This is a genomic window from Pseudoalteromonas sp. MEBiC 03485, from assembly GCF_004195145.1.
GTDB classification, from domain to species: domain Bacteria; phylum Pseudomonadota; class Gammaproteobacteria; order Enterobacterales; family Alteromonadaceae; genus Pseudoalteromonas; species Pseudoalteromonas apostichopi.
Genome location: NZ_SGBT01000001.1, coordinates 2965941 through 2992044, shown reverse-complemented (window position 1 = coordinate 2992044; position 26104 = coordinate 2965941). Strand labels below are relative to the sequence as shown.

General features: G+C 41.2%; 20 protein-coding genes and 1 tRNA gene. 15 read left to right on the top strand and 6 right to left on the bottom strand.

Features of this window, described 5'->3' with window-relative positions:
- Positions 1 to 14 precede the first annotated feature (14 nt).
- Positions 15 to 1523 (bottom strand): P-loop NTPase fold protein, encoded by a 1509-nt coding sequence (locus tag EVU92_RS13745; protein WP_130051701.1) that lies wholly within the window; start codon positions 1521 to 1523, stop codon positions 15 to 17.
- Between the two features lie 113 nt (positions 1524 to 1636).
- On the opposite strand from EVU92_RS13745, the gene EVU92_RS21620 reads away from it, so the two are divergent.
- A tRNA-Ser gene (locus tag EVU92_RS21620) sits at positions 1637 to 1720 on the top strand.
- A 10-nt stretch (positions 1721 to 1730) separates the two neighbouring features.
- Here EVU92_RS21620 and EVU92_RS13740 read toward each other — a convergent pair.
- Entirely contained in the window at positions 1731 to 2255 is a 525-nt protein-coding gene (locus EVU92_RS13740; RefSeq protein WP_130051700.1) for a hypothetical protein, read from the bottom strand.
- A 229-nt stretch (positions 2256 to 2484) separates the two neighbouring features.
- On the opposite strand from EVU92_RS13740, the gene EVU92_RS13735 reads away from it, so the two are divergent.
- Positions 2485 to 3369, top strand: a complete 885-nt coding sequence (locus tag EVU92_RS13735; RefSeq protein ID WP_130051699.1) for an AraC family transcriptional regulator — start codon at positions 2485 to 2487, stop codon at positions 3367 to 3369.
- A 27-nt stretch (positions 3370 to 3396) separates the two neighbouring features.
- Here the strand turns inward: EVU92_RS13735 and EVU92_RS13730 are convergent, their stop codons facing one another.
- Both EVU92_RS13730 and EVU92_RS13725 read right to left on the bottom strand, forming a co-directional pair.
- Positions 3397 to 3795 carry a DUF2750 domain-containing protein gene (locus tag EVU92_RS13730; RefSeq protein WP_130051698.1) on the bottom strand — a complete coding sequence of 133 codons (399 nt, stop codon included), beginning with the start codon at positions 3793 to 3795 and terminating at the stop codon, positions 3397 to 3399.
- A gap of 85 nt (positions 3796 to 3880) precedes the next feature.
- Positions 3881 to 4462, bottom strand: a complete 582-nt coding sequence (locus EVU92_RS13725; RefSeq protein WP_130051697.1) for a TetR/AcrR family transcriptional regulator — start codon at positions 4460 to 4462, stop codon at positions 3881 to 3883.
- A gap of 120 nt (positions 4463 to 4582) precedes the next feature.
- On the opposite strand from EVU92_RS13725, the gene EVU92_RS13720 reads away from it, so the two are divergent.
- The 8 genes from EVU92_RS13720 (at position 4583) to EVU92_RS13685 (ending at position 20004) form a co-directional block, all read left to right on the top strand.
- Entirely contained in the window at positions 4583 to 5626 is a 1044-nt protein-coding gene (locus EVU92_RS13720; RefSeq protein WP_130051696.1) for an alkene reductase, read from the top strand.
- A gap of 210 nt (positions 5627 to 5836) precedes the next feature.
- A complete protein-coding gene (locus EVU92_RS13715) occupies positions 5837 to 8194 on the top strand; it encodes a TonB-dependent receptor (protein ID WP_130051695.1) in 2358 nt (785 codons plus the stop codon).
- Between the two features lie 57 nt (positions 8195 to 8251).
- Complete coding sequence (locus EVU92_RS13710) at positions 8252 to 9379, top strand: alkaline phosphatase family protein (RefSeq protein ID WP_130051694.1); 1128 nt, start codon at positions 8252 to 8254, stop codon at positions 9377 to 9379.
- Between the two features lie 41 nt (positions 9380 to 9420).
- Positions 9421 to 10437: an alkaline phosphatase D family protein gene (locus tag EVU92_RS13705; RefSeq protein ID WP_233786805.1), complete on the top strand. Its 1017-nt coding sequence runs from the start codon at positions 9421 to 9423 to the stop codon at positions 10435 to 10437.
- Between the two features lie 140 nt (positions 10438 to 10577).
- Positions 10578 to 13901, top strand: coding sequence for an exodeoxyribonuclease V subunit gamma (gene recC, locus EVU92_RS13700; protein WP_130051692.1), 3324 nt, complete (start codon positions 10578 to 10580; stop codon positions 13899 to 13901).
- Complete coding sequence (gene recB, locus EVU92_RS13695; RefSeq protein ID WP_130051691.1) at positions 13888 to 17463, top strand: exodeoxyribonuclease V subunit beta; 3576 nt, start codon at positions 13888 to 13890, stop codon at positions 17461 to 17463. The genes recC and recB overlap by 14 nt, the downstream gene beginning before the upstream one ends.
- Positions 17460 to 19562, top strand: a complete 2103-nt coding sequence (recD, locus tag EVU92_RS13690; protein WP_240701319.1) for an exodeoxyribonuclease V subunit alpha — start codon at positions 17460 to 17462, stop codon at positions 19560 to 19562. The genes recB and recD overlap by 4 nt, the downstream gene beginning before the upstream one ends.
- Positions 19549 to 20004: a GNAT family N-acetyltransferase gene (locus tag EVU92_RS13685; RefSeq protein WP_130051690.1), complete on the top strand. Its 456-nt coding sequence runs from the start codon at positions 19549 to 19551 to the stop codon at positions 20002 to 20004. The genes recD and EVU92_RS13685 overlap by 14 nt, the downstream gene beginning before the upstream one ends.
- Here EVU92_RS13685 and EVU92_RS13680 read toward each other — a convergent pair.
- Together EVU92_RS13680 and EVU92_RS13675 are read right to left on the bottom strand one after the other, a co-directional pair.
- Positions 20001 to 20630 carry a trimeric intracellular cation channel family protein gene (locus EVU92_RS13680; protein WP_130051689.1) on the bottom strand — a complete coding sequence of 210 codons (630 nt, stop codon included), beginning with the start codon at positions 20628 to 20630 and terminating at the stop codon, positions 20001 to 20003. The genes EVU92_RS13685 and EVU92_RS13680 overlap by 4 nt on opposite strands.
- A gap of 117 nt (positions 20631 to 20747) precedes the next feature.
- A complete protein-coding gene (locus EVU92_RS13675) occupies positions 20748 to 22037 on the bottom strand; it encodes an amidohydrolase (protein WP_130051688.1) in 1290 nt (429 codons plus the stop codon).
- Positions 22038 to 22354: 317 nt separating this feature from the next.
- On the opposite strand from EVU92_RS13675, the gene EVU92_RS13665 reads away from it, so the two are divergent.
- The 5 genes from EVU92_RS13665 to EVU92_RS13645 all read left to right on the top strand — a co-directional run bounded on the left by EVU92_RS13665 (position 22355) and on the right by EVU92_RS13645 (position 26075).
- The gene (locus EVU92_RS13665; protein WP_130051686.1) at positions 22355 to 23017 is read left to right on the top strand and encodes a Crp/Fnr family transcriptional regulator; all 663 of its coding nucleotides are present in this window, start codon (positions 22355 to 22357) and stop codon (positions 23015 to 23017) included.
- 54 nt (positions 23018 to 23071) lie between these two features.
- Complete coding sequence (locus EVU92_RS13660) at positions 23072 to 23476, top strand: hypothetical protein (protein ID WP_130051685.1); 405 nt, start codon at positions 23072 to 23074, stop codon at positions 23474 to 23476.
- 105 nt (positions 23477 to 23581) lie between these two features.
- Positions 23582 to 24085 (top strand): Mpo1-like protein, encoded by a 504-nt coding sequence (locus tag EVU92_RS13655; RefSeq protein ID WP_130051684.1) that lies wholly within the window; start codon positions 23582 to 23584, stop codon positions 24083 to 24085.
- A 21-nt stretch (positions 24086 to 24106) separates the two neighbouring features.
- Entirely contained in the window at positions 24107 to 24895 is a 789-nt protein-coding gene (locus EVU92_RS13650) for an SDR family oxidoreductase (protein WP_130051683.1), read from the top strand.
- A gap of 178 nt (positions 24896 to 25073) precedes the next feature.
- Entirely contained in the window at positions 25074 to 26075 is a 1002-nt protein-coding gene (locus tag EVU92_RS13645; RefSeq protein ID WP_256854557.1) for a branched-chain amino acid aminotransferase, read from the top strand.
- Positions 26076 to 26104: the final 29 nt, after the last annotated feature.

The following is a 26104-nucleotide window of genomic DNA, read 5'->3' as shown; positions in this document are numbered from 1 at the left end:
TCATTATTCATTACTCATTCGAGTTCACCCGCAAGTTTCACTATCGTTTTGTAGTCTTTCCATAGCCATAATTTAACTTTCTGTTTGGCTCTATCTCTAGTGGAGTATTTACTAAATGTATCTCGTATTGAGTTGGTTATGGTTTCTCCAATTTTACCGTCCACTCTAGGTATAGCTGATTTGCTGTTGCTACCTAATATACTTAATACTCCTTTGTCTAAATTCATATTAGATGTGTCAAATAAATAACTATGGGCAAAGTGCTGCATGAGAGGACAGAGTTCTGACAATTTTGTGGTTTTATTTGTTTCTAAAACAACGTCATTATCAAGTAAAATATCATTAGAAAGATTGAATTGGTGTTTACCGTACAATGCCTTATAAGTGTCACTGCGAGCCTCAAAGCTTTCTTGATTCATCTCGAATTCTACTAACGCAATTGTTAGCGTAAAAAAGTTTATATATTGAGTATACTCAGTTGAATGATAGGTTTTGATAGCTACTCTAAGACAGGCATTGAGCTTTGCAACTAACTGGTCTATCGCCCTTACGTCCAATCCAAAGCCAGTTACAATCCAATAAATGTATGTTCTGAAAGTGTCCTCAACATAATAACTAGGGAGCACGGGATACAAGATGACTGTGTCATCATCTTCAGGAAGCTTTAAGTCCATTAAGTCGATATATTTCTTCAGATCTGGTGTACTTAGGCGTGCTTCTCTATGAAAGAATCTCCTTAAATACCTTGACGAGTCAAACTCTGAGCCGTAAACAGCGCATATGGCGTGTTTAATCTGCTCTGTGTCAGTCGCTACAACGAAAACAAAATTCTTTGTTGTAAAGAAATGTTTAATGACCTCCAGCATCTCCACAGAATAGCTGGGTCTGCATCTATCTAATTCGTCAATTAATACAACAACAGGTAACTCATATTTATAGTTCTGTTTAAGCACATCTGCTAATTGTGCCAAATGATTTCTTATTTCCTTGATGGCATTGATTTGATCAGCATGGTTTTTCATAACTTCATCTAGGTAACCTTCGTCTGTTTTCTCAAACATTGATTTTGCAGCCTCAACACCAAGACTAGCTTCACCAAGGCAATGCTTCGTCAGCATTCCTGCACCTGCAATTACAGCACCTTTTAATGCTTTACCTAAGAAGTTCTTAATATCATCAAGTTCGTCTCCAATTCCTTCGTTTATTTTAGAGAGTTGACTTACTAGCTCGCTAGATACTACAGATAAAGGTACGTCAGAAAAATCGCTTTCCCATGCATCAATATAGATTGTGGGGTGTCCCTTTGAGCATAGAAGTGAGTAAAAGCGTCTTAAGAACTGTGTCTTCCCTGTCCCCCACTGCCCATTAAGGTTCAGAACGAAACCGTCATGTTCTCCAGTGATATAGCTCGCTAAAAACTCACCGTATTCAGCTCTGTTTAGTTTACAGTTTTCAAAAGTGTACTCTTGATGCCACTTTTCGTATTTACAACTAGTAATAGGGGAGGGGATGTTTGGGCACATAACACTTCCTTGTTTTAGTAATTATTTTTAACTATATGAACTCTAACATGAATCTATGAAAACCTTACAATAACTCTTTCTAAATGATACAAATATCTGGTACAAAAGCTTGAGGTGCTATATATTTAAGTTTGTGAGTTAAAAGGCTTTTATTTTTTTGATGTCAGTCGAGAGTTCGAATCTCTCCGTCACCGCCATTTCTTAAATTTACCCCACCATAGCAAAGTGCTTTTCGAGATTACACTTGGCCCGCATGGCTATATTGCTGCTGACCTTTCTGGCAAGCTCTATCACTAATAATTCAAGTTGCGCACGACTATAGCCTAGTAATACGCAGCGTTTAAGTTGCTCGCTAACTAAGCTGCTGGCATCCTCTAACGCAAATAATGCGCCTAAAGAGGCAAGCTCACATACCCTGTTGTTTTGCTGGTCTAAACCAAACGGAAGCTGGCCAAATGTGAGCGCTGTTTTTAGTTGTTGCTCTGTGCGTTTGATTACCAATGCATTTGAACCTTGAATATCATCAACTGATTTTAAAACCTCTAGTGCCATTAACGATTTTGGCACCCCAGAATACACACTAATATGCGGTAAAATATCACATAACACTTGCATTGATACGCCATCATTAAGTGCGTGCTGACATGCTCGTTTTAACAAAGGCTTGTCATGAACGGTGACCAAAGCAGCGATCGCGACAAACACAAATAAATCCGTGTTGTTTAAGTTCATAATTTCTCTTTTGATTTTAGGTATTGAATATATTGAGGTTTTGCAGTAGAAGCTGATTGCAAAGAGCATGCAATCGAAAATTTGAAAATACATTATGGTTGATCATGGCGGTTTCTGCTTGCCATAAATGATTTAATTTTTGCCTAAAACAACGAACTGTTACCTTAAATGGTCCTAACCTTAATTTACGGTGATACACTTAATTGAGTATATTTAAGAGGTAATCTAAATGCGTCAGGCATTAATTGAAACAGTGAAAGCGATAGCGATAGAAGATGGTAGTTTTGAAACATCTATTCCAGAGTTATTAGTGTTCAGACGAAGCGAAGTTTCATTACCGATGGCCTGCGTGTATGAATTAGGACTTGGTATTAGTTTGCAAGGTGCAAAACGAGTTGTGCTAGGTGAGCATAGTTATGATTACACTGACGGCCAATCATTGGTAACATCAGTCGATGTGCCTGTTGCGTCGCATATTACTCGTGCCAGTAAAGAGCAGCCGTTTTATGGCCTTTATTTACGCTTAGATGTTCATGAAATCAGCCACATCGTTGCTGAAATGGAATTTACAGGGCAAGACAAGTTCCCTAAACACCAAGCAATGTCTGTGGTTGACACAGATAATGGCTTGCTTGATGCACTTCATCGGCTTCTCAATCTAGACAATGAACCTCAATTAAAAGCTAATCTTGCGCCACTTATTAAAAAAGAAATTGTATTGCGATTGTTAAATAGTCCTCATAGTCCGTATTTAAGGCAAATTGTGATGTCTGGCTCTGCGCACCAGAAAATTGCGAAAACATTGTGTTGGTTAAAAGAAAACTTTACTAGTCAATTTTCAATAGATGATTTGGCTCGTGATGCACACATGAGTCCTTCGACATTTAGGTTGCACTTTCGTGATGTGGTAAAGATGAGCCCGTTGCAATACGTAAAAAACTTGCGGTTGCAAGCGGCAAGGCAATTAATGTTGAATGAACGAATTGATGTTGGTTCTGCAGCACTAAAAGTAGGCTATGAAAGTCCATCTCAATTTAGTCGTGAGTACACGCGCTTTTTTGGTAAACCCCCCATAAAAGATATTTCGGCTATACGACAGCACCAAACAGCATAAAAAAAGAGAGCACATGGCTCTCTTAGTTTAAAAACGTCTTTTTGGCATTCTTAGTTGTGAGTCAAATTCATCGGGGAATAAAATCGTGCCGTCATCTTGCTCTGTCGGAAACACAGCAATCAATAAATCATCTTGTTCGAGTCCCGAAGTCCAGCGACTTAACCAGTCTTTGACTGGAATGGCTTTTGGCGTACAGTCTTGCCACTCACCGGTTGCCCAGCTTTGCGCGAATTCGCGACTAGGCCATACAGGCACGCAGTCATCGTCTTCATTAGAGAGCATCACACAGCCATGCTCATCATTGAGGATCCACACTTGTTTAAACTCTTGAACCGTTTCAAACATATAAGCGAGTCGTTTCTTAGCGCCTAAGGCGAGTACAGCATCAAATTCAGTTTCAACACGTTTGGCAGTTGCATTATTCATGACAGGCTCACTCTTTTAGTTATACACAGCTACACCTTAATCATAAGGTGATAAATTAATATGACAAGTAAAGTTATTAGCTAAATTAATTTACTAATGCAGCAAATAGATCGTCAGCAAGTTGTTGCAGAGATTTTGGGTCTTGATTTGTCAGCGCATAGGTACGAATACCGTATATGCCCATGACTAAAAAGCGTGCCAGTTGCTGAGCTGACTTGCTACTTGCAAATTCGTTATTATCAAGGGCCTTTTGAATTTGCTGTGCGAGGGCATGCTCGTATGCGTTTAAATTACCACGTAGCACATTGCAAATTTGTGGGTCGTTGCCTTCAACCTCAGAAATACTCTTTGTAAGTAAGCACACCTTGGCAACTTCACCTTCAATACATTCATCAACAATCACAGTCAGGTAATGTTTGAGGGTTGATAACACTGACTGTTGATCATTAAAAAGTGCCGTAAATTGTTGGTTTCTATCTTTTTGATACTGCTCGGTGGCAGCCAAAAACAAACCTTTTTTATTGCCATAAGCGGCATATATAGAGCCTGGGTGAAGATGAGTCACTTCCTTTAATTTTTGCATACTGGTCTTTGCATAGCCAAATTGCATGAACGCATGCATAGCTTGGCGAAGTACAAATTCAGTATCAAATTCAGCAGTTCTCATTAATGCTCCTATTATTTACAATTGAAGTTTACGTAATCTTGAACGATTATTCAAAATAAACCTTGAAGTTAGTTTATATCGCCCTTATCTTGAATGTATGTTCAAGATAAGGATAGAACCATGAAAACCGATTTACTTTCTTCGTTTAAGTTAAATGACAGTATCGAATTACAAAACCGCGTACTAATGGCACCGCTTACTCGCTGTATGAGTGACGATAACCTAGTGCCAACCCAAGCGATGGCTGATTACTATGCGCGCCGTGCCGATGCCGGTTTAATTATTAGTGAAGCAACCATTATTCGTCCAGATGCCCAAGGTTACCCAAACACACCGGGCCTATTTACCAGTGAGCAAATTCAAGGTTGGAAAAAGGTCACGGATGCTGTGCACGCTAAAGGTGGCAAAATGTTTGCTCAACTTTGGCATGTAGGGCGAGTGGCTCACCCACATTTCTTTGGAGGTGATGTACTGGCACCATCTGCAATCGGCGTTGAAGGGTCGGTACCAAGAATGCGTGAGCTGACTTACGTTACACCAAAACCTGCCACTATTGAAGACATCCAAGGTTTAATTGCTGATTACGCAAAAGCGGCCGAAAACGCCATTGAAGCGGGTTTTGACGGCGTTGAAATTCATGGTGCAAATGGTTACTTGATTGATCAATTCTTACATTTTGCTGCAAACCAACGTGAAGACCAATATGGTCAAACACCAGAAAACATGTCACGTTTTGCCCTAGAGGTCGTCGATGCAGTGATTGCAGCAATTGGTGCAGATAAAACAGCATTACGCTTATCGCCTGGTGCGTATTTTAATATGACTGAAAGCGAAGGTGATAAAGCTGTATTTGATTATTTATTATCAGCGCTGGAAACACGTAAACTTGCTTACTTACATGCTGGAATTTTTGATGACAGCATGCGCTTTGAAAGCTTAGACAATAAAACAACGTCTGAATATATGCGCGGTGCATACAAAGGTACTTTAGTCGGTGTAGGGAGCTATACCTTTGAGTCAGCTAATCAAGCTATCGATAACAACCAATTTGACTTAATTGCGATTGGTCGTCCATTTATTGCGAATCCGGATTACATCAGCAAAGTTAAAAATGGTGAGCAATTAACACCATACAGTGAAGAAATGCTGGCTGAATTGATTTAAAACACCTAATAACATTATCCAACCAAAAAGCGTCCTGTTAGTTTAATTGGGCGCTTTTCTAATACTTTCTTATTTATTAATCAGTTAAGTCTTAAATCTGCCATCTAAATGCATTAATTTTTTAATTATTGTGTCAAAAATTTTGACCCTAAATGTCATACGCACTCTGCATACTGTGCCCGCTTACAAATACGTAACCTTGGAAAAACAATGAGCACAGTAACTAAAAAAACAAAGCTAAGCCTTTTAATAGCAACGCTTTTAGCAACATCAGCAAATGCAAACACGAATAACGAAATTGAAGAAATTACGGTGGTTGCAAAGCCAACCAGTTATGCCAATAACGTCATCGAACCTGCCATGCTTGAGCAACAAAGTTCAGTATCAAGTGTGTTAGCCGTAATTGATAACCTACCGGGTATTAGCATCAACGAAGGTGATGCATTTGGTGGTGACGATTGGTCAACCACTATTACTATGCGTGGTTTTAGTATTGATGGTAATCAGCAGCAATTAGGTATGACCATTGATGGTATTCCTAATGGTGGTTCTAACTATGGTGGCGGTGCAAAAGCAAATCGTTATCTAGATAGTGAAAATTTAGCAACTGTTGAGGTAGGGCAAGGTACTTCTGATATTGCCTCTGCATCACTAGAAGCGCTAGGCGGTACTTTTAATTTTGTGAGTGCACAACCGAGTACAGAGCAAAGCACCACGTTTGCTTACACTACAGGCGATCACAATGCTAGCCGCTACTTTGTTAAACATGAAACCGGCACGGTGTTCGATAACACGCAAGCCTATATCAGCTACTCGCAAACAGATACTAGCCGTTGGATTGGTGATGGCAGCAATGGCGGTAAGGACAATCAGCACATTGAGGCTAAATTTGTATCGGACTTTAGCGACCTGACAATAACAGGTCGTGTTTCGTATGATGATGTTCACGAAATTAACTATAACAGCATCAGCATTAGCGAATTTGAACAAAACCCTGATTGGGATCGTTTAACATGGAATTGGACCGGTGTGCCTCATTTTGATCAAATGTTTGCTGAGGGCTGGGGTACATTACGCGAAAATACCCTTGCTTATGTAAAGTTTGATTACGCGTTAAGTGCCACTTCAAACTTAAGCTTATCGCCTTATTACCATAAAAACTCGGGTCGTGGTGATTGGATTCCGCCTTATTTAACGTCACCTGTTAATGGTGATGGCAACCCAACATCAATTGGTGGTGAAAATGCTGGCAGCTACGGCTTTACCGACAGCGATGGCAACCCACTTGCACCTGCAGCAGGTTGTACGGCAAGTTTAGAATGGCCATGGGCTTCAGGCCCAGGCTTAAACCCGGCCTGTTACCCTGATGATGCCATTCCGGTTATGTCTTATCGTCATACTCACTACAAAAAAGACCGCTTAGGTATGACTGGCGAGTACCAAGTTACTCTTGGCAATCATGACATTGAAGCTGGCTTTTGGTTTGAACAAACAGATCGTGATGAATCACGAGATTGGCATAAAGTGATTGATGCCCGTATCTATCATCATTTTGATCATACGCCATATTGGACTCAGTACAAAAACACCTTCGAAACGGATACTTTTAAATGGTATGTGCAAGACTCAATCAGTTTAGGTGATTTCACACTTAATTTAGGTGCTAAACAGTACCTTGTTGAGCTTCAGCGTTATAACCATTTTGAAGATGAATACTCAGATAAAATCGACAGTGATTCAGACGTACTGTTTAGCGGTGGTGTGTTGTATCAGCTATCAGCAAGCACAGAGCTATTTAGCAGCTACAGCGAAAACTTTGCGGCAATTAAAGATGGTGTACTTGAACGTGATTCCTCGACACTGACCGAGATTGAACCTGAAACAGCTGAAAACATCGACCTAGGTGTACGTTACAGTGATGACCGTTTACGCTTAACAGCAACAGCTTATAGCATTGAGTTTGATAACCGTATTACCTTTATTGCCCCGGGCAGTGATACAGATGGTATTGATTATACCATTGGCACGAACGGATCTTACATCAATGTAGGTGGTATTGAGTCAACGGGTGTTGAGCTATCAGCAAGTTATATGCTGACTAACAAATGGAACCTTTACACATCTTATACGTACAATAACTCTGAGTATCAATCGAACGATCCAAGTGCTTACAACAGTGATGGTGAGTTACTTGAGGAAGCATCTGCAAGCTTCAAAGCGGGTGATGAAGTCATTGACTCGGCACAAGATTTATTTGTGGTATCGGCAGACTATTACAGTGGTGATTTCCGCTTTGGTTTATCGGCTAAATACACAGGTGAGCGTTTAGGTGCATGGACTGATGAACAAACCCGTTCGCGAAACAAGGTTGATGGCTACACCTTGGTTGATTTAAACATTGGTTATAACACTAGCCTTGATTCAGGTGTATTCAAATCACTCGACCTTGCATTTGTGGTGAATAACCTGTTTGATAAATCATACCTAGCAGGTGGCACAGGTAATGGTTCAACCTACTTTATTGGTGCACCACGTACTGCGGCTTTAACACTTACAGCGCAGTTTTAAATAATAAGCTAACGTTTTAAACAGCCCATCTTTGGTGGGCTTTTTTGCAGGTGAAATATGAAAAAATTAATTTTAGCCACAGCAGTGGTTGCAGCATCACTATTAAGCTTAAGCAGTAAAGCTGCTGACAATGTTGTGCTTGTAACTCTTGATGGGCTTCGCTGGCAAGAAGTGTTCTCTGGGGCAGATAAAAATTTAATTAATAACAGTGATTTTGTAGAAGATACAGATGAACTAAAGGCGCTTTTTTGGCGAAATGACCAAGCACGGCGAACTAAAGCGTTAATGCCATTTTTTAGTGACACATTGGCAAAGCAGGGCGTTTTGATTGGCGATAGAACTCAAGGTTCATTGATGTCGGTAAGTAACCCATGGTACTTCTCATACCCAGGTTACAGTGAAATTTTAACCGGCATTGTAGATGAAAATATCGATAGTAACGATAAAGTTTCTAACCCGAATAAAACCATTTTAGAGAGTTTAAATACTCAGCCTGAATTTAAAGGTAAAACCGCACTTTTTGGCAGCTGGGATGTGTTTCCTTACATTGTAAACCGCGAGCGAAGTAAGGTTTTTGTTAATGCTGGCTTTGAATCCTTTGATGCGGTGAAATCAGAGGAGGTTAGTTTACTAAACCAAATGCAAAGCGAAATTCCGAGTCCTTGGCACAATGTTCGCCTCGACAGCTTTACCTACCGATTTGCCAAACAATATTTATTAAATAAACAGCCGCGTTTGCTTGTTATTAGCTTGGGGGAAACCGATGACTTTGCCCATAACGGTAAATACGATGCCTATCTAAAATCAGCTAAGCAAAGTGATGCGTTTATTAGTGACCTTTGGCAAACAATACAACAAACGCCCGGCTATAAAGACAATACCACATTGATTATTACTACCGATCATGGCCGTGGCAGCCATGCTGATGATTGGCAACATCATAGTTCGAAGCGTGCTTTGGCACGTTCAGAGCAAGGTAAGCAACGTTTTCCAAACGGCATTGTTGGCTCTGAGCATATTTGGCTAGCGGCAATTGGCCCAGATATAAAAGCAACTGGCTTAATTAAGCCAAACAATGAGCTCAAACAAGCGCAAGTGGCTGCAACTGTACTGAGCATTTTAGGCGTCAACAGTCAGCAAGTTAACCCGAAAATGGCAGCGCCGATTAAGGAGATCTTAAAATGAGTTTTACACTTAGCTTTTTTAGAAGCGCCTTATCAGGGTTAATGCTGGTTAGTAGTGTGAGTGCGATTGCCGCGCCAAGTAAAATTTTGTTTGGCTCGTGTGGCCATCAAGACAAGCAAATTCCTATTTTTGATGCTATTAACAAAGAGCAAGCCGATCTATTTATGTTCCTTGGCGATAATATTTATGGTGATACCGAAGATATGTCGGTGCTTGCAGATAAATATCAACGCTTAGGGCAAAAGCCGGGCTTTAAAACATTACGTGCGAATACGCCAATAATTGCCATGTGGGATGATCATGATTATGGCGAAAATGACGCTGGCAGCGAATACCCAAAAAAACAGCAGTCACGAAAAATTATGCTCGACTTTTGGCAAGAGCCAGCGGATTCAGCTCGTAGAACTCGTGAAGATGGCATTTACACCTCGTACACTTACGGCGAAGGTGAGCAAACTGTAAAAGTCATCATGCCTGACTTACGTTTTAATCGCGCGCCTTTAAATCATGTATCGGCGAAGACCTATCAACTTGAACGAAAACCCGCAAAACAAGGGCCTTATAGCCCAACAACCGATAAAAATGCCTCTATGCTAGGTGAAAACCAATGGCAATGGCTCGAACAAGAGCTCAAGTCTGATGAAAAGATAAAAATCATTGCATCAAGCTTACAGCTATTGGCTGATTTTACAGGTTGGGAGTCATGGGCTAATTATCCTGCTGATCGTGAGCGCTTATTTGCGCTTATCAAAAAGCATAAAGTAAACGGTGTGATTATTGTCAGTGGTGATACCCACTGGGGTGAGCTGTCAAAGTATCAACAAAACCTTGACTACCCATTGTACGAGATGACCAGCTCAGGACTTACAGAAAAGTGGAAAGATGTTAGCCCTAATAAACACCGTGTAGGTGATTATACTCATGAGGTTAACTACGGCGATTTAACAATTGATTGGCAAAAAGCAGACCCTACCATTCGCATTGCGCTTAAAGGTATCAAGGGTGATGAGATAATGCACACCGAGTTCGCGTTATCGACGATAAGCCCATACCAGTAAATATTGCCTGCAGCGCATACCCGCATCTAATACCCGCAAACATGGATTAAGCCCTGTTTGCGGGTATTTCTCTCTATCCCATCTAATTAAAATATCTTACACTGTGTCAATTAGTTAGTTTCAAGCAAGGACAGTGTAAAGTGCTGAATATAATTCAATCAAATCGCATGGAAGCACTGCAAGCGCGGTTTCACGCTCTTCTTAAAGTTAATCCATTAACGAGCCCCTTTAAAAAAGAAATTGTGCTTGTGCAGTCACCGGGTATGTCGCAGTGGCTAAAAATAGGCTTAAGTGAACACTTAGGGATTGCTGCTCAGGTTGATTTTCCGCTACCTTCGAGTTTTATTTGGCAGCTTTATCAGCAATTGTTGCCCGATGTACCAAGTGAATCACCGTATAACAAAGCTAACCTTGCTTGGAAGCTGTTTGCGATTTTACCAAACTGCATTGATGAGCCGCTGTATTTACCACTCAAAACCTATTTAGATGGTGACACTGAAGGGCAAAAAACGTTTGCCTTGTGCGAGAAAATTGCCGACGTTTATGACCAATATTTAATGTATCGTCCTAATTGGATTGCAACTTGGGAGCAGGGCATCGATGAGCTTGATGATGTTGATGTAGGCATTGCACCATGGCAACCAGATCTTTGGCGTAAGCTGGTGGCGCATAGTAAAGAATTAGGGCAAAGCCAATATCACCGCGCAAATATGCAAGACAAACTCCTTGCAGCCCTTGAAAAAATGGACGCAAGCCTATTACCTGAGCGTATTAGTTTATTTGGTATTTCTGCAATTGCGAGTAGCCAGCTTGAAGTGTTTCAGGCCATTGCGAAAAAAACGCAGGTATTTTTGTTTTTCTTTAACCCTAGTGAACATTACTGGGGCGATACACTCGATGAAAAAACAGCAGCCAAAATTACCGCTAAATATGCTAAACGCCCGCAGTTACAAGCACTTGAAGACAGTGCGAAAAACCCTGATCACGAGTACTTTTTTATCGGTAACCCGTTACTCTCATCGTGGGGTAAATTAGGCCGAGACTATTTTGAGCAGTTACTGCAATTAGATGCGCAGTGGCTTGACGGATTCGATAACGATTTTGATGACAGTTTGTTATCACAAATTCAGTCTGAGATTTACCAATTAGCCTTTAAGGGTGAGTCACTAACGCCTGATAAAGAATGGTTCATCAATGACGAAGGCAAACTGCCAATTCAGTCAGATGATACCAGCATTGTGCTTAGCGATTGTCACACGCCACTTCGTGAAGTAGAACGACTACACGATTACTTGCTTAATTTATTTAATGAAAATAAAGAGTTAACACCTAAAGATATTATTGTAATGATGCCAGATGTTGGCACATACAGCCCGTACATTGAAGCGGTGTTTGGTGGTGCAGAGGGGCGACGCTTTATTCCTTATGCGTTAGCTGATTTAGCTATAGAACAAGAAAAGCCCGTGTTGAGCTCGTTTGCAAGTTTAGCCGATTTACCTTACTCACGCTTTGGTGTGTCTGACATTCTTGATTTACTGCAAGTCACGCAAATTGCCGAGAAATTTAATCTCGAACCGCATGAATATGAGCAAATTGGTTTTTGGCTTGAACGTGTTGGCGTAAAATGGGGCTTAGATGCAGCTCACAAAGACAGTTTTGGCTTACCTGCGATTGATTTAAATACCTGGCAACACGGTTTAAACCGCTTGCTATTGGGTGTTGCACAACGTGATGAACAGTTGCCTTTCTCGGGCATTTACAGTGCCGATGAAGTGGAAGGCATGGCACTAAACACGCTGAATAAACTGATTGAATTTATTGACGTACTGGCACGTTATAAAACCAAGCTACAAGCTGATGCACCACTCAATGAAAAAGCAGAAACGCTAAAAGAGTTATTAGGTGAAGTATACAGTGATGAAGGAGAGCAAAGCTGGGATTTATTAGTTCTACAAAAAGTACTTGATACGCTGATCAAGCATTATGAAAATGGCGATTATCAACAAAACGTTTCGCAGCGCATTGTTAGTTACCTTGTTAAACAAGGTATTCAAGAAAAAGGCGTAGGGCAGCGCTTTTTAGTGGGACAAGTTAACTTTTGTACCTTGATGCCAATGCGGGCTGTGCCATTTAAAGTAGTGTGTATGCTGGGTTTAAATGATGCCGATTATCCGCGAACAGTTCAGCCAATTGGTTTTGACTTAGTACCTTACTCAAAACGCCAAAAAGGGGACCGCTCTCGTAAACTCGACGACCGTTACCTGTTTTTAGAAGCGATTTTAAGTGCTCGTGAGAATCTATACATCAGTTATATTGGTCGCTCATGCTTTGATAACCAACCAAGAATGCCGTCAACCTTAGTGAGCGAACTGCTAGAATACATAGCACGTAGTTTTGAATTTGCAGATCAAGAAACAGACTTAAAGCTTCCAGAGGCGCTGATTAATTATCAGCACTTACAGCCATTCAACCCAGCCTATTATCTGACAGAGAAAACTGATGATAAGCAAAAAGCAGACAAACCATTAGCAACACAATTACATAGCTATAATCCTGTTTGGATGCCAACTCAAAGTGTCAATCCTGAGCCTCAGCAAGCGCTTAATGTTCAGCCAGAAAGTAGCGTTGAGTTAAGTCAGTTTATTCGCAGTATTTGCCAGCCTCACGAGAGCTTTTATCAGCAAAGCTTGGGTTTACGCTTGCCGCAATTTAACGATATTGCTAAAGATGAAGAGCCGTTTAGCTTAGACGCGTTACGTCGCTACTTTTATCTAGACGAAATTCTCGAAGCCAGTATTCAAGAAATGCCTCTAAACCAAGCGCAAATTATGCAGCGTGGTGAATTACCGCAAGCACACGTTGGTGACTTAGTGTTCGAAAGTATGCAGCACCGAGTCGATGCTCTTGCAGGGCAAGTAAAAGCTCATATTCAAGGTGATGAAGCATTACCCGTTGAAGTAAAGATTAAAATTGCCAACACCAGATTAGAAGGTTGGTTAAATCATATATATGGTCAAAAACAGGTGTTTTATCGCACCGCCAGTATTAAAGCAAAAGATGTTATTAGGGGCTTTGTGCATCATTTAGCGGCGCAAATAATGGGCCAGTCAGTTGAAACCCTCATTCTTGGTTTAGACAAGCAAATTAGTTTTTCACCTTTGTCAGAAGACGATGCCCGCAAGTATTTAAACGATTGGTTCTTGCTCTATGAAACGCTTTTAACTCGCCCAGTGGCGTTTTTCCCAGTCAGTGGCTACGAGTATATAAAAACAGATAAAGATATGGTCAAAGCAAACAATAAATTCGCGCCGCAATACATAGGCATGGGTGAAGGCGAAAACCCGTATATTCGTTTAACCATAAAGAGCCTAAAAGACTGTGAAGAAGAGTTTATTAAATGGAGCGAGCTGCTGTTATCGCCACTAGTTGAATTAGCACAGGAGGCAGATCATGCAAACGCTTAATCCAATGAGTATGGCGCTGTGTGGGCAAAGCCTTATTGAAGCCAGTGCTGGTACGGGTAAAACTTACACCATCACTGGTTTGTATTTACGGTATTTGTTGGGCTTACAAAAAGCGACCGGTGAAAATGAACAATTGAATACGCCGCTTAGTGTTGAGCAAATACTGGTGGTGACCTTCACAGAGGCCGCAACGCAAGAAATTAAAGACCGTGTGCGGGCGCGTATAATCAATGCCAGAGATGCTCTGCTTGGCAAAAAGCCCGATGATGAGCTGATTGAGCAAGTGATTAACGAGGTGACTGATAAACACGCGGCATTTGATTTGTTAGACGCCGCGGCAAAGTCGATGGATGAAGCCGCTATATTCACTATTCATGGCTTTTGTCAGCGAATGCTGAAACAACATGCTTTTGAATCAGGTGTGGCGTTTAACTTAGAGTTTATTTTAGATGAGCGTGAGCTTATTCAAGAAACCCTCAATGACTTTTGGCGTGCCTTTGTCTACCCACAATCAAAAGAGCGCACGCAAGCAATTACCGATATTTTCCCAGTGCCTGCATCACTGTATTCACAGGTAGTGAGTTTACTCAACAAACAAGGGGCAACAATTACCCCCGAGTATGACCTTGATGAAATATGGCAAGCGCGCGACAACTTTGTGGCAAAAGTACCGGCATTTAAAAAGGCGTGCCTTGAGAGTGAGTTTATTAATGCTGTAAAAGCATCTGATTTAAGTGGCTCAAAAACCCCAGGTCGAAAAAACAGCCTTGCAGCGCTTGAAGAATACCTAAACAATGATGAGTTGTTTTTTGTATTTGGTACCAGTAAATACTCGTTTGAAGTATGGGGCTCAGAGAGTTTAAACGATCCTGCAAATTACAAGAAAAACGGCAGTTTACTTAGTCATGCAATGGTGGCTCAGTTTGATGAAATGGCCAAACTGAGTAGCCTTATCAACAACGGATTGAATATTGCGATAGTGCAATATGCTGCTAAATGGGTGGCAAATGCATTAGTTAAACGTAAGCAAGAGCAAGGCGTGATCACCCCTGATGACTTATTAAGTAACTTGCATCAGGCGCTTTTAAGTGAGCAAGGCAAAGCGTTAAGTGAAAAAATTGCCGCCTTGTTTCCGGTTGCCATGATTGACGAATTCCAAGATACCGACCCCGTTCAATATGGCATTTTTAGCCGCATTTATGGCATTAAAAACACCACCCTTGCCATGATAGGCGACCCTAAACAGGCTATTTATGGTTTCCGTGGTGCAGATATTTTTACTTATATAGGCGCAAAACAAGCTGTTTCAGAGGACAAACAATACACCCTAGATACCAACTACCGCTCAAGTGAAGGGGTTGTTGATAGCGTAAACCGCTTATTTGCTAAAAATGACAATAGCTTTATTTACAACGACGCAATCCCATTTCAAAAGGTTAATGCAAAAGGAAAACAGCAAGACAAAGCGTTTTTAATAAACGGTGAAATGCCCAGAGCGTTTGAATTTTCGGTTTTTGTTGATGAATACGCAGAAGCGAACAACAAGCCAACTAGCAAAGGGGTGGCTCAACAGGCATTAGCTTTGCAGTATACGAAAAAAATCACTGAGCTACTCAAGCAAGCTGATGCAGGCGATGCGACTATTGCAGGAAAACCACTTACTGCTGCCGATATCTGTGTGTTAGTGCGAGATCGAAACGAAGCACAGCTGATGAAAGCCGCACTTGCAGAAGCTACCATTGCCAGCGTGTATTTGTCGCGTGATAGTGTGTTTAACCAAGAGCTTAGTCACTATTTACTTAACTTTTTAACAGCATTACATGGTCAGTATGATGAGTCATTACTGCGTGGTGTACTTGCCGGGCCATTGTTTTGCTTAAGCTACAACCGCATTTATGAACTTCACGAAAATGAAAGTGCATGGCAAGAGCATCTAAACTTTTTTGCTCAGCTTGCCCATATTTGGCATAAACAAGGCGCCATGGCGATGCTCGAACGTTTATTAAGCCATAATCAACTCGCAGCGCGTTGGCAAGGCTTAGGTTACAATGTTGAACGCTGGCTTACCGATTTCCGCCATTTAGGGGAAATTTTACAGCAAAAGCAAATTGAGCTTGAGGGAACCCATAGATTGCTGCGTTGGTTTGCACAAAAAGTCAGTCAACAAGATGGTGAAGCGGTGCAAGTACGCCTAGAAAGCGATGCTAATTTGGTGAAAATTGTCACCATGCACGCCTCAAAAGGCTTAGAGTACCCGATTGTATTCATGCCGTTTGCCTGTGGTTATCGCGAAAGCAAAGAAGCCCTTTATCATAAAGACGGTAAGTTGATTTATGATCTTGCTAAAAGTGATGATGCAATGCAAAAAGCAGAGCAAGAGCGCTTGGCCGAAGATTTACGATTGCTCTATGTGGCGCTGACTCGTGCCGTGCATTTTTGCTCAGTGGGGATGTATAACATTGCGCAAGGTCGCAGTGCTCGTCCGGGCATTCAAAGTACTAGCATTGGCCACGTATTATTTGCAGGGTTAGATGTTAAATCGGGCGATGAATGGCGAGCATTGTTACAAGAATTTTGTAATGGCTCAGCGCACATGCACTATGAGGTATTTACCCAAGCAGATGAGCTTGAAAAGCTAAGATTAGGCAGTTCTGACAGAGAACAAGTCTATAAAGTAAATACTGTAAAACCAGAGATCCAGCGTGATTGGCGCTCAACCAGCTTTAGTAGCTTAACGCTGAAAAAGCATACTGACCACATTGAACTTGGGCGCAGTGATGAAGACCACGCAAAAGATGAGTTTTTAGCCCAAAATGCAAATGCTATAACACCTTACAGCTTTCCTAAAGGCGCAAAGCCGGGTAGTTGTTTACATGAAATATTTGAGCAATTGGACTTTACCGACCCTTATGCGTTAAAGCGTCCAGCCACTGAGCAAGACGACCATGCACTTGATAAAGTGATCAAAAAATTATTTGAAAAATACCATATTGATGATAGCTGGCAGGAAATGACAGAGCAGTGGATCCTAGCAGCATTGAACTGCCCATTAAACGATAAAGGGCTTAGTTTATCAGTACTTGAACCTGATACGTGTTTGGTCGAAATGGAATTTAATTTACCGTTGTTATCGCTTTCAAGCGATAAGCTTAACCAAGTGTTGGTGCAACATTTTAAATTACCAGGACAGCTTGATTTTAGTGAGGTGCAAGGCTTACTAAAAGGCTTTATAGATTTAATATTTTGCTGGCAGGGTAAGTATTATATTCTTGATTATAAATCGAACTTTTTAGGTAATAGTGCGGCTGACTACCAACATGAGCAACTAGAGCAAGCTATGACCAGTCATCAGTATCATTTGCAGTATTTAATTTATACCGTGGCACTACACCGTTTATTAAAGCAACGTATTCAAGATTACGATAGCGACACGCATTTAGGCGGTGTTTACTACACCTTCTTACGTGGTATGAGCGAAGGGCAAGGGGTGTACTTTAATCAGCTAACGAAACAGCAAATATCTGAGCTTGATAGCTTATTCGCACAAGGAGCCATGCTATGAGTCAAATGACATTCGGCTTTGATGATCATGAACCCCACGAGCCTATGAATAAGCAATCAAACAGTAATGAACAGGCTAGTAAAAATCAACAAGCAGAACAATCAACGAAACATGTTGAAAACGATTCAGCGTTGCCTGCTATAGAAGTTAAAACTCAGCCTCTATTGAGTTATTTGCTTGAGGCAAAACGTATTCGCTTGGTTGATGTTAAGCTCGCAGAGCTTTTAACCGGTTCACAAACACTGATAGAGAATAACGATACAGCGCACAGTGAGGTTTTTTACCTGATTTTATTGCTTGCGGCAGCGCAGCAAAGTCAGCACAGCTGTTTAGAGCTGGCTAATATAAACTGGCAAAATCCGTTTGAAATTAAACAGCAAAGCTTAGCTGATGCCAGTATCGCAGCCCCTGAGGTTTTAACGCCGTTTGATATGGAATTTGGTCTTACTGAGGCCGTTAATAGACTAATGAATGCTGAGTGCGTAGGGGACGACAAGCCACTGCTATTGTTTGCTAATAAACTTTACTTTGCCCGTTTGGCAGAGTACGAAACCACACTGGCATCGCGTTTACATCATTTAGCAACGAAAGAGCTCACCCTTGATGAAGCTGCATTAAAGGCATTACTTGAGGTGTATTTTCCAAACAGTGAACATACAACCAATCCAAGCGATCCTATTAAAACATTAAACTGGCAAAAAGTAGCCTGTGCGATAGCTGCAACAAAAGGCTTTAGTGTGATCACTGGCGGCCCGGGTACCGGTAAAACCACCACGGTAACTAAGCTACTAGCCATATTACAATCTTTGTATGCCAGTGCACCGCTAACAATAAAGCTGGTTGCACCGACAGGTAAAGCGGCAGCTCGTTTAACCGAGTCGATTTTAGGGGCGAAGCAAAAGCTCAGTATGATCCCTGAGAATATCGCGCCACTTATTCCAGACAGTGCGCAAACGATTCACCGCTTACTTGGCGTTATTCCGCATACTAATAAGTTTCGCCATAACAAGCGTAACCCGCTGCATTTAGATGTTCTGATTATTGATGAAGCATCGATGGTTGATTTGTCGCTTATGGCAAAACTAATCGAAGCACTACCTAGTCATGCAAGGCTTATTTTACTTGGCGATAAAGACCAATTAGCTTCGGTTGATACGGGCAGTATTCTTAGTGACCTATGCCAAGGGTTAGAGCTTGGCAAAATGCCTGATTACAGCAGTGAAAGAGCTGCGCAGCTTAATCGCGTTTGTTTTAATAATCAGAGCGCTATACCCGCGGCGAGCAGCCATTTTGTACTTAACGATTGTATTGCGTTTTTACAGCAAAGTTATCGTTTTGATGGCAGCAGCGGTATTGGTCAATTAGCACAAGCAGTAAATACCAATAACAGTGGCTTACTGGGCTACGTTGAGCAAACGATTAATCAAGGCGGTTTTAAAGACCTTAAACTTAATTACAGTGTAATCAGTAAACCGATTGAGTATTTTGTGCAGCAAGCGGCTTTGCAATACCACGATTATTTGCATCTTATCCAGCAAGGGGCAAGTGTAGCCAGTGTGCATAAAGCATTTGCGGATTATCAGTTACTAGCTGCCGTCAGAGAGGGAGATTATGGAGTAAATAGCCTTAATCAGCGTATTGAAAAAGCACTTACTCAACAAGGCTTAATTGCGCCATATCAAAGGCACTATGTGGGTATGCCAATAATGATCAGCCAAAACGACTATCAGTTAAAACTGTTTAATGGCGACATAGGTATTTTAATGCATGATGAGCAAGGTCAGTTAAAAGCCATGTTTATTGATGAACAAGAAAACATTCGTGCCTTTTCACCAGCACGTTTACCCGCTCACGATAAAGTATATGCAATGACTATTCATAAGTCGCAAGGCTCAGAGTTTGCTTACACCGCGATGATTTTACCGCCAATTAAACAGGCTAATCAGGGGATTAACAGACAGTTGGTTTACACGGGGATCACCCGCGCGAAAACCACATTTGAGCTGGTGGCCGATAAAAATGTATTGCTAATGGCAATGAATAAATCTGTTACTCGTGCATCAGGTTTATACGATAGGTTAAAACATGAGGCTAGTTAAAGTAACGAGTGACCAACTCAACGAGTTAATGGGTTGGTTTAACACAGAGGCAGAACTGCGTATTTGGTCAGGGCCATTTTTTAAATATCCATTTGATACACAAAGCTTTAAAAAAGATTTAAACCTAGATGCGCTGAATTCCTACGCGCTGGTTAATGGCGATGGCCAGATGCTTGGGTTTGGTCAATACTATTTACGTGAAGGGCGTTGTCATTTAGGGCGGTTAGTTATCGCGCCAAGCGAGCGTGGCAAAGGTCTTGCAAAAGTGCTGATAAATTTACTGGGAGAGCAGGGTAAACAGCAGTTGCAGTGCGATAGCTTGTCTTTGTTTGTGTATACCCACAATACCCTTGCTAAAACGGCCTATGAGAAACTGGGTTTTATACAAACCCAGTACCCAGCTGACATGCCACTCGACGGGTGTATTTATATGACCTGCTAAGAGCGTTTAAAGCTGCTTTTACGAAACAGGTTAGGTTGCCAACCAAAATGGATGGCGCCTAATCTTAAAAATACCGTCACAGCAAATGCGCCAATAATGCACCAAATATAGCTTACCTCAAGGGTGAATAAGGCAGCATAGGTTAACCCTCCCGATAAGCAAGCGGTTGAATAAAGCTCTTCACCCATAACTAGAGGCACTTCTCGGCAAATTACATCGCGCATCAAGCCACCAAAAATACCGGTGGTCATGCCCATAGTAATTGCAACAACCATATCAGCTCCTTCTATTAGTGCCTTTTCTATACCGATAATATTGAAAATTGCCATACCTACGGCATCCATTAACAACATGGTGGTGTTACTTAAATCGGGTAAATGACGAATCGATAAAATGGAGGCAAAAATGGCAATGTAAGTAGCATATAAATAATCTGGTTGGGCTATCCAAAAGACCGGCTTATTGAGCAAAATATCGCGTAATGTTCCACCTCCTATTGCTGTTACCGTGGCAACCACCACCACACCAAAACCACCGACACTTTTTTCATGACCCAGTAAGGTGCCAGAGATTGCAAAAAATGCTACACCGATAATGCTTAAAAAGTGAAAGTATTCTGATGTCATGAGGCTTCCTTACCTATTTGATAGTAAGTTAACCTTAGCAAAATGAACTTTATTGATGCTGAACAGATAAGAAAATAGGGCGGGTAATGATGTTACCCGCAGGTATGAGAGTATTGATTATTTAAGGTAATCAATCACTAATTGCGTCATTGCATTTACTCCAAGCTGTAAAGCTTTCTCGTCTGCAAAAAAGTGTGGTGAATGATTACTTGGCGCTGTAACAGCATCTTGACCTTTTGGTGTTACACCTAAGAAAAAGAACATTCCTGGTGTTTCTAAGGCGTAGTAACTAAAGTCTTCTGCACCTGTGATAAGTGGGGTTGTGATCAGGTTTTCTTTGCCAACCACACCTGCAAGTGTTGGGGCCATTTTCTTGGTAAGTTCAACATCGTTCACTGTTACTGGGTAACCATGGTCAATGTGAACATGCGCTTCTGCGCCACCAGATTCAGCCACCATCTCAGCGGTTTTAGCTAAACGTTTTTTAATGTCAGCACGCATTTCTTGGTCAAAGGTACGAATTGTGCCAACCATTTCAACTTGATCTGGGATGATGTTGTTACGTATACCACCATTAATGGCACCAAATGAAACCACTGAAGGCGCTTTGGTTACATCAACTTGGCGTGAAGCAATGGTTTGAGTTGCCATAATAATTTGTGATGAAGCTACAATTGGGTCAACACCATTCCAAGGACGAGAACCGTGAGTTTGGCGGCCTTTTACTGTGATTGTAAATTTATCGGCGCTGGCCATTAACGGCCCTTCACGAAAACCAATTTGTCCGGTATTAAGTGAGCTGGTTACGTGTAAACCAAATACGGCTTCTGGCTTTTCTTTAAATAAGCCTTCTTTAAGCATAAGCTCAGCACCGCCTTCTTCGCCCTCTGGAGCACCTTCTTCAGCAGGTTGGAAGACAAATAGAATATCACCTGCTAGTTGGTCTTTAATTTTAACTAAAGACTCCGCTGCCGCCATTAAAATAGCCACATGGTTATCATGACCGCAGGCATGCATTACGCCAACTGTATTACCTTTGTATTCAGCCGTTTGAGTTGACGCGAATGGTAAATCTACTTGCTCTTTAACAGGTAATGCATCCATATCAGCACGCAGCGCAATAAGCGGACCTTTTTTACCACCTTTCAGTTTGGCAACGACACCTGTATGAGCAACACCTGTTTGCACTTCAAGGCCTAAAGAGCGTAAATGCTTAGCTACGTATTTGGCAGTTTCAAACTCACGGTTACTAAGTTCTGGGTTTTGGTGTAAATGTCGGCGCCATTTAATGACTTTTTCGCTGACGCTTTTATTTGCAGATTTAAGTTCAGTATTAATATCACTAGCAAATGCAGGGGTAGAAATAGCACTGAGAAGTAGGCTGGTCGAAAGTAGTTTGTTTAACATCCCGTATCCTTTTATTATTTAGATATCCAAACAACCTCAAAATACGAGTTTCAGTTGGAAATAAAAGCGGTTTAGGCAAGGCATTGATTGCAAGTAATAGATGTTCTATTGTTAAAATCAATAACGCAGTATAAATCGCTTTTAAACCAACCCTTTGGGCGCTTCGCAGGCACTTACTCTCATCGTTGTTACTTCTTAAAAGGGAATGCCATTCTTGCAAAGTAACGCCTTGATATTAAGCACCTGTGAAACGCTGAATTCTGCATTTTGAGGTGGCTTGGATATATGCACACTACACCAATGTAAAGGATAAACACTTGAATGAACAAGACCTTTCGGTTATTAACCAAGATAAATGGTTTAAAAATCGAGCACAATTATTTAGGGACAAGCTAGTAAAAAATGCTAAATTAATCACCTTAAATGCCGGTGATGCATTGTTTTTGCGTGGTGATGAAAATAATGGTCTGTATTGTGTTATTAATGGCGTGCTTAGAGTTTCTGGCGTTAATAACCAAGGCAAAGAAGCTGTACTCAGTTTTGTAACCAGTGCAATGTGGTTTGGTGAAGTTGCTTTGTTTGATGGTGGTCAACGCACCCACGATGTGTATGCACAAACTACGGTAAGGCTTTTACACGTATCAGAACGGGCATTAACTCAGTTATTACAAGATCATCCCGCTTATTGGCATGATTTTGGGCTGTTGCTTACTAACAAAGTGCGAAATCTGTTTGATTCATTAGAAGATCACGCATTACTAACGGCAAAGCAAAAGGTGATTAAGCGCTTATACATGCTTTATCAGTCATCACTACAAAACTGTTTGCCGCTTACTCAGCAACAACTTGCCGATATGACCTATCTAACACGGCAAACTGTTAATCAAATTTTGCAATCCCTGCAAGCTGATTCAATTATTAATCTTAAATATCAAACGATTGAAATAATTGATATCGATAAATTGCAATCTCAATGCTAGTTTGGAACTAAAATTGCTACAAAGCTGTAATCAAGCTTAAACGGAAGACAACTTGTGGCAATTACGTTTCATAATCAATATAACCCTTATCACACTTCGGCTGCTACTAAGCTTTCGCAAACGGCCCGCCCTGAGGGTGTGAAGGCCATGCATACGCCTGCATCTTCAGCACAAAAACTGTTGCAAAAGCACTCACAGCCCAGCTCTTTTCTAGCACAGGCGCAAGAAGCCTTGGTTTATCAGCGACTCGGGGTTGATAAAGAGAAAATTGACGAAATAAAAGCGCAAATAGAAAAACTTGCCGAACAAATGCAGCAACAAGGTGCCGACACCAAAGCACTGCAAGAAAAAATGAATGAGCTGCAAGCGATGCTTGATGAAGAATATCAAAAAGGACGCGAACGCATGGATATGCAGCCAGAGGCCGATAAAGGCAAGATAATTGATGCGCTGATTTGATATGCGAGTTTAATAGAGCTAGTTAAAATGTCGGATAGTTGACATTCTTGCTAGTAAATTATCTGCTAATCTGAGTTTTGAACACAGTTTTGGCAGGAAAATATAATGAAAACATTAAAACAACAACTGACAAATTACGCCCTTTATCACCGTTCTAAACGCAATATTTACACCCACTTTATTGGCATTCCATTAATTGTGTTTGCAATTATTTGTTTATTGCAACGCGTCACGCTTATCTCTGAGCCTGTTGTCATCTCTTTAGCAACCGTGGTGATTGGGCTCACTTGTCTCTATTACTTAATGCTTAGTTTATCGATGGGGTTAATTATGGCTGTATGCTTAAGTGTGTTAAGCATTGCTGCTGAGCCTGTGGTGTCGCTTTCAACACAATTATGGCTAGCCGTAAGTATTGGCAGTTTCGTTGTTGGTTGGGTTTTTCAGTTTATTGGTCATTATTTTGAAGGTAAAAAGCCAGCCTTTGTTGACGATTTAATTGGTTTGGTAATAGGGCCTTTATTTGTATTAGCCGAGTTCTTGATTATGCTTGGTTTTTATAAAGATATTGCTGATTATATCGAACAACATGCTGGGCCTAACAAAGCATAACAACAATAATAAGGAACACATATGCAATTAAATGGTAAAACAGTTTGGGTAACTGGGGCATCTTCTGGAATTGGTGAAGCACTTTGTGAGCAACTGGCGGCAAAAGGAGCAACGCTAATATTGTCTGCCCGCAATGAAGATAAACTCAATAAGCTGAATAAACGACTCGGTGGTAATCATCACGTAGTCCCCCTTGATTTGGCAAAACCCGAAGCCTTACTTGAAGATATGCCTACGGTGATAGAGCGACTTGGCCAAGTTGATGTGCTTATCAATAACGGTGGGGTGTCGCAGCGTAGCTTATTTTTAGAAAATGAATTTACGGTTTATCGCCAACTGATGGAAGTGAATTACTTTGGTTTAATTGCCTTAACTAAGGCGGTCGTACCGCAAATGGTGAAGCAAGGTATGGGGATGGTGGTCTCAATTAGCAGTGTCGCAGGTAAAGTTGGTTCGAAGTTTAGAACTGGTTATTCGGGCTCTAAGTATGCGGTAGTCGGCTTCATGGATTGCTTAAGAGCAGAATTAGCTGATAAAAACATTAATTGCCTGACCATTTGCCCAGGTTCAATTAAAACAGCCATTGCACATAACTCATTAGATGGCCAAGGTAAGCCACAAAATAAGCCAGAGCATTCAATTGAGAACGGCATGGATGTCGCTAAAGCCGCTGCAAAAATGATTAAAGCCATTGAAGCTGAAAAAGATGAGGTTGTAATTGGTGAAGGCATAAGTGGTTTAGCACCGACCATTAAACGCTTCTTTCCGAGCTTCTTTAATCGGCTAACGGCAAAAATGAATTACCGATAATTCGCTATTATTTATTAGTAAATGATTCTCAGTAAACCATGTGCAACATGGCTTGCACATTTTTTGTACCAAACGGTCGAATTATTATCACTATAATCTATAAAAGGCACTAGTTTGCTATGGTTAAACGGGGATAGATTAGCTTACAATGGGGTAAAAGTAGTCCAAACAAGAGAGAATAACAATGGCCGCATTTGGTACTGTATTTATGCCACAAATGATCCAAGCACGTTTTGCTGATAACTCATGGAGTGAAAGCGCGCTGGTCCCATCTGATAAAATCGAATTACATGCGGGTGCTCACGTATTACATTACTCAAGCACCTGTTTTGAAGGATTAAAAGCATTTCGTCACGAAGATGGCTCGGTCTATATCTTTCGTATGGATGCTAACATTGCTCGTATGAAACAAAGCTCTAAGTTACTAAACTTACCTGACTTTGAAGAAAGCATGCTCGAGCAAATGATCAAAGACATTGTAAAAGAGTACGCAGACGAAACACCAACACCTCCGGGTTCTATGTATATTCGCCCAACTCACATTGGTACAGAAGCAGCAATTGGTAAAGCCGCTGCACCGTCAATGAGCTCACTTCTTTATGTATTACTTTCGCCAGTGGGTGATTATTTTTCAGGTGGTGCAACGGCATTACGCGTATTACTTGAAGAAGACGGCATGCGCTGTGCTCCACACATGGGTATGGTTAAAAGTGGTGGTAACTACGCAAGTGCATTAGGCCCAATCTTAGAGGCTCGTTCAGAACATCAAGCAGACCAAATTTTGTTCTGCCCAGGTGGCGATGTTCAAGAGACTGGTGCTGCAAACTTTATTCTAATTGATGGTGATGAAATCATCACAAAAGCGCTTGATAGCACATTCTTACACGGCGTGACGCGTAATAGTATTTTAACGATTGCGAAAGATTTAGGTATGACGGTATCTGAGCGTAATTTTACCGTTTCTGAGTTGCTTGAAAGAGCTGCTAAGCCAGGAACTGAAGCAGCGTTATCGGGTACTGCTGCGGTACTTACTTCGGTTGGTACGCTTATTCATAACGACCAAGAGTTTAAAGTAGGTTCGGGTGAGCCGGGTGAGAAAGTCGCTAAATTACGTCAAGCACTGAATGATATTCAATGGGGTAAATCAGCAGATACACATGGTTGGTTAACAAAAGTATAATCTCAAGAGTGTTTACTTGTGTAAGTTTA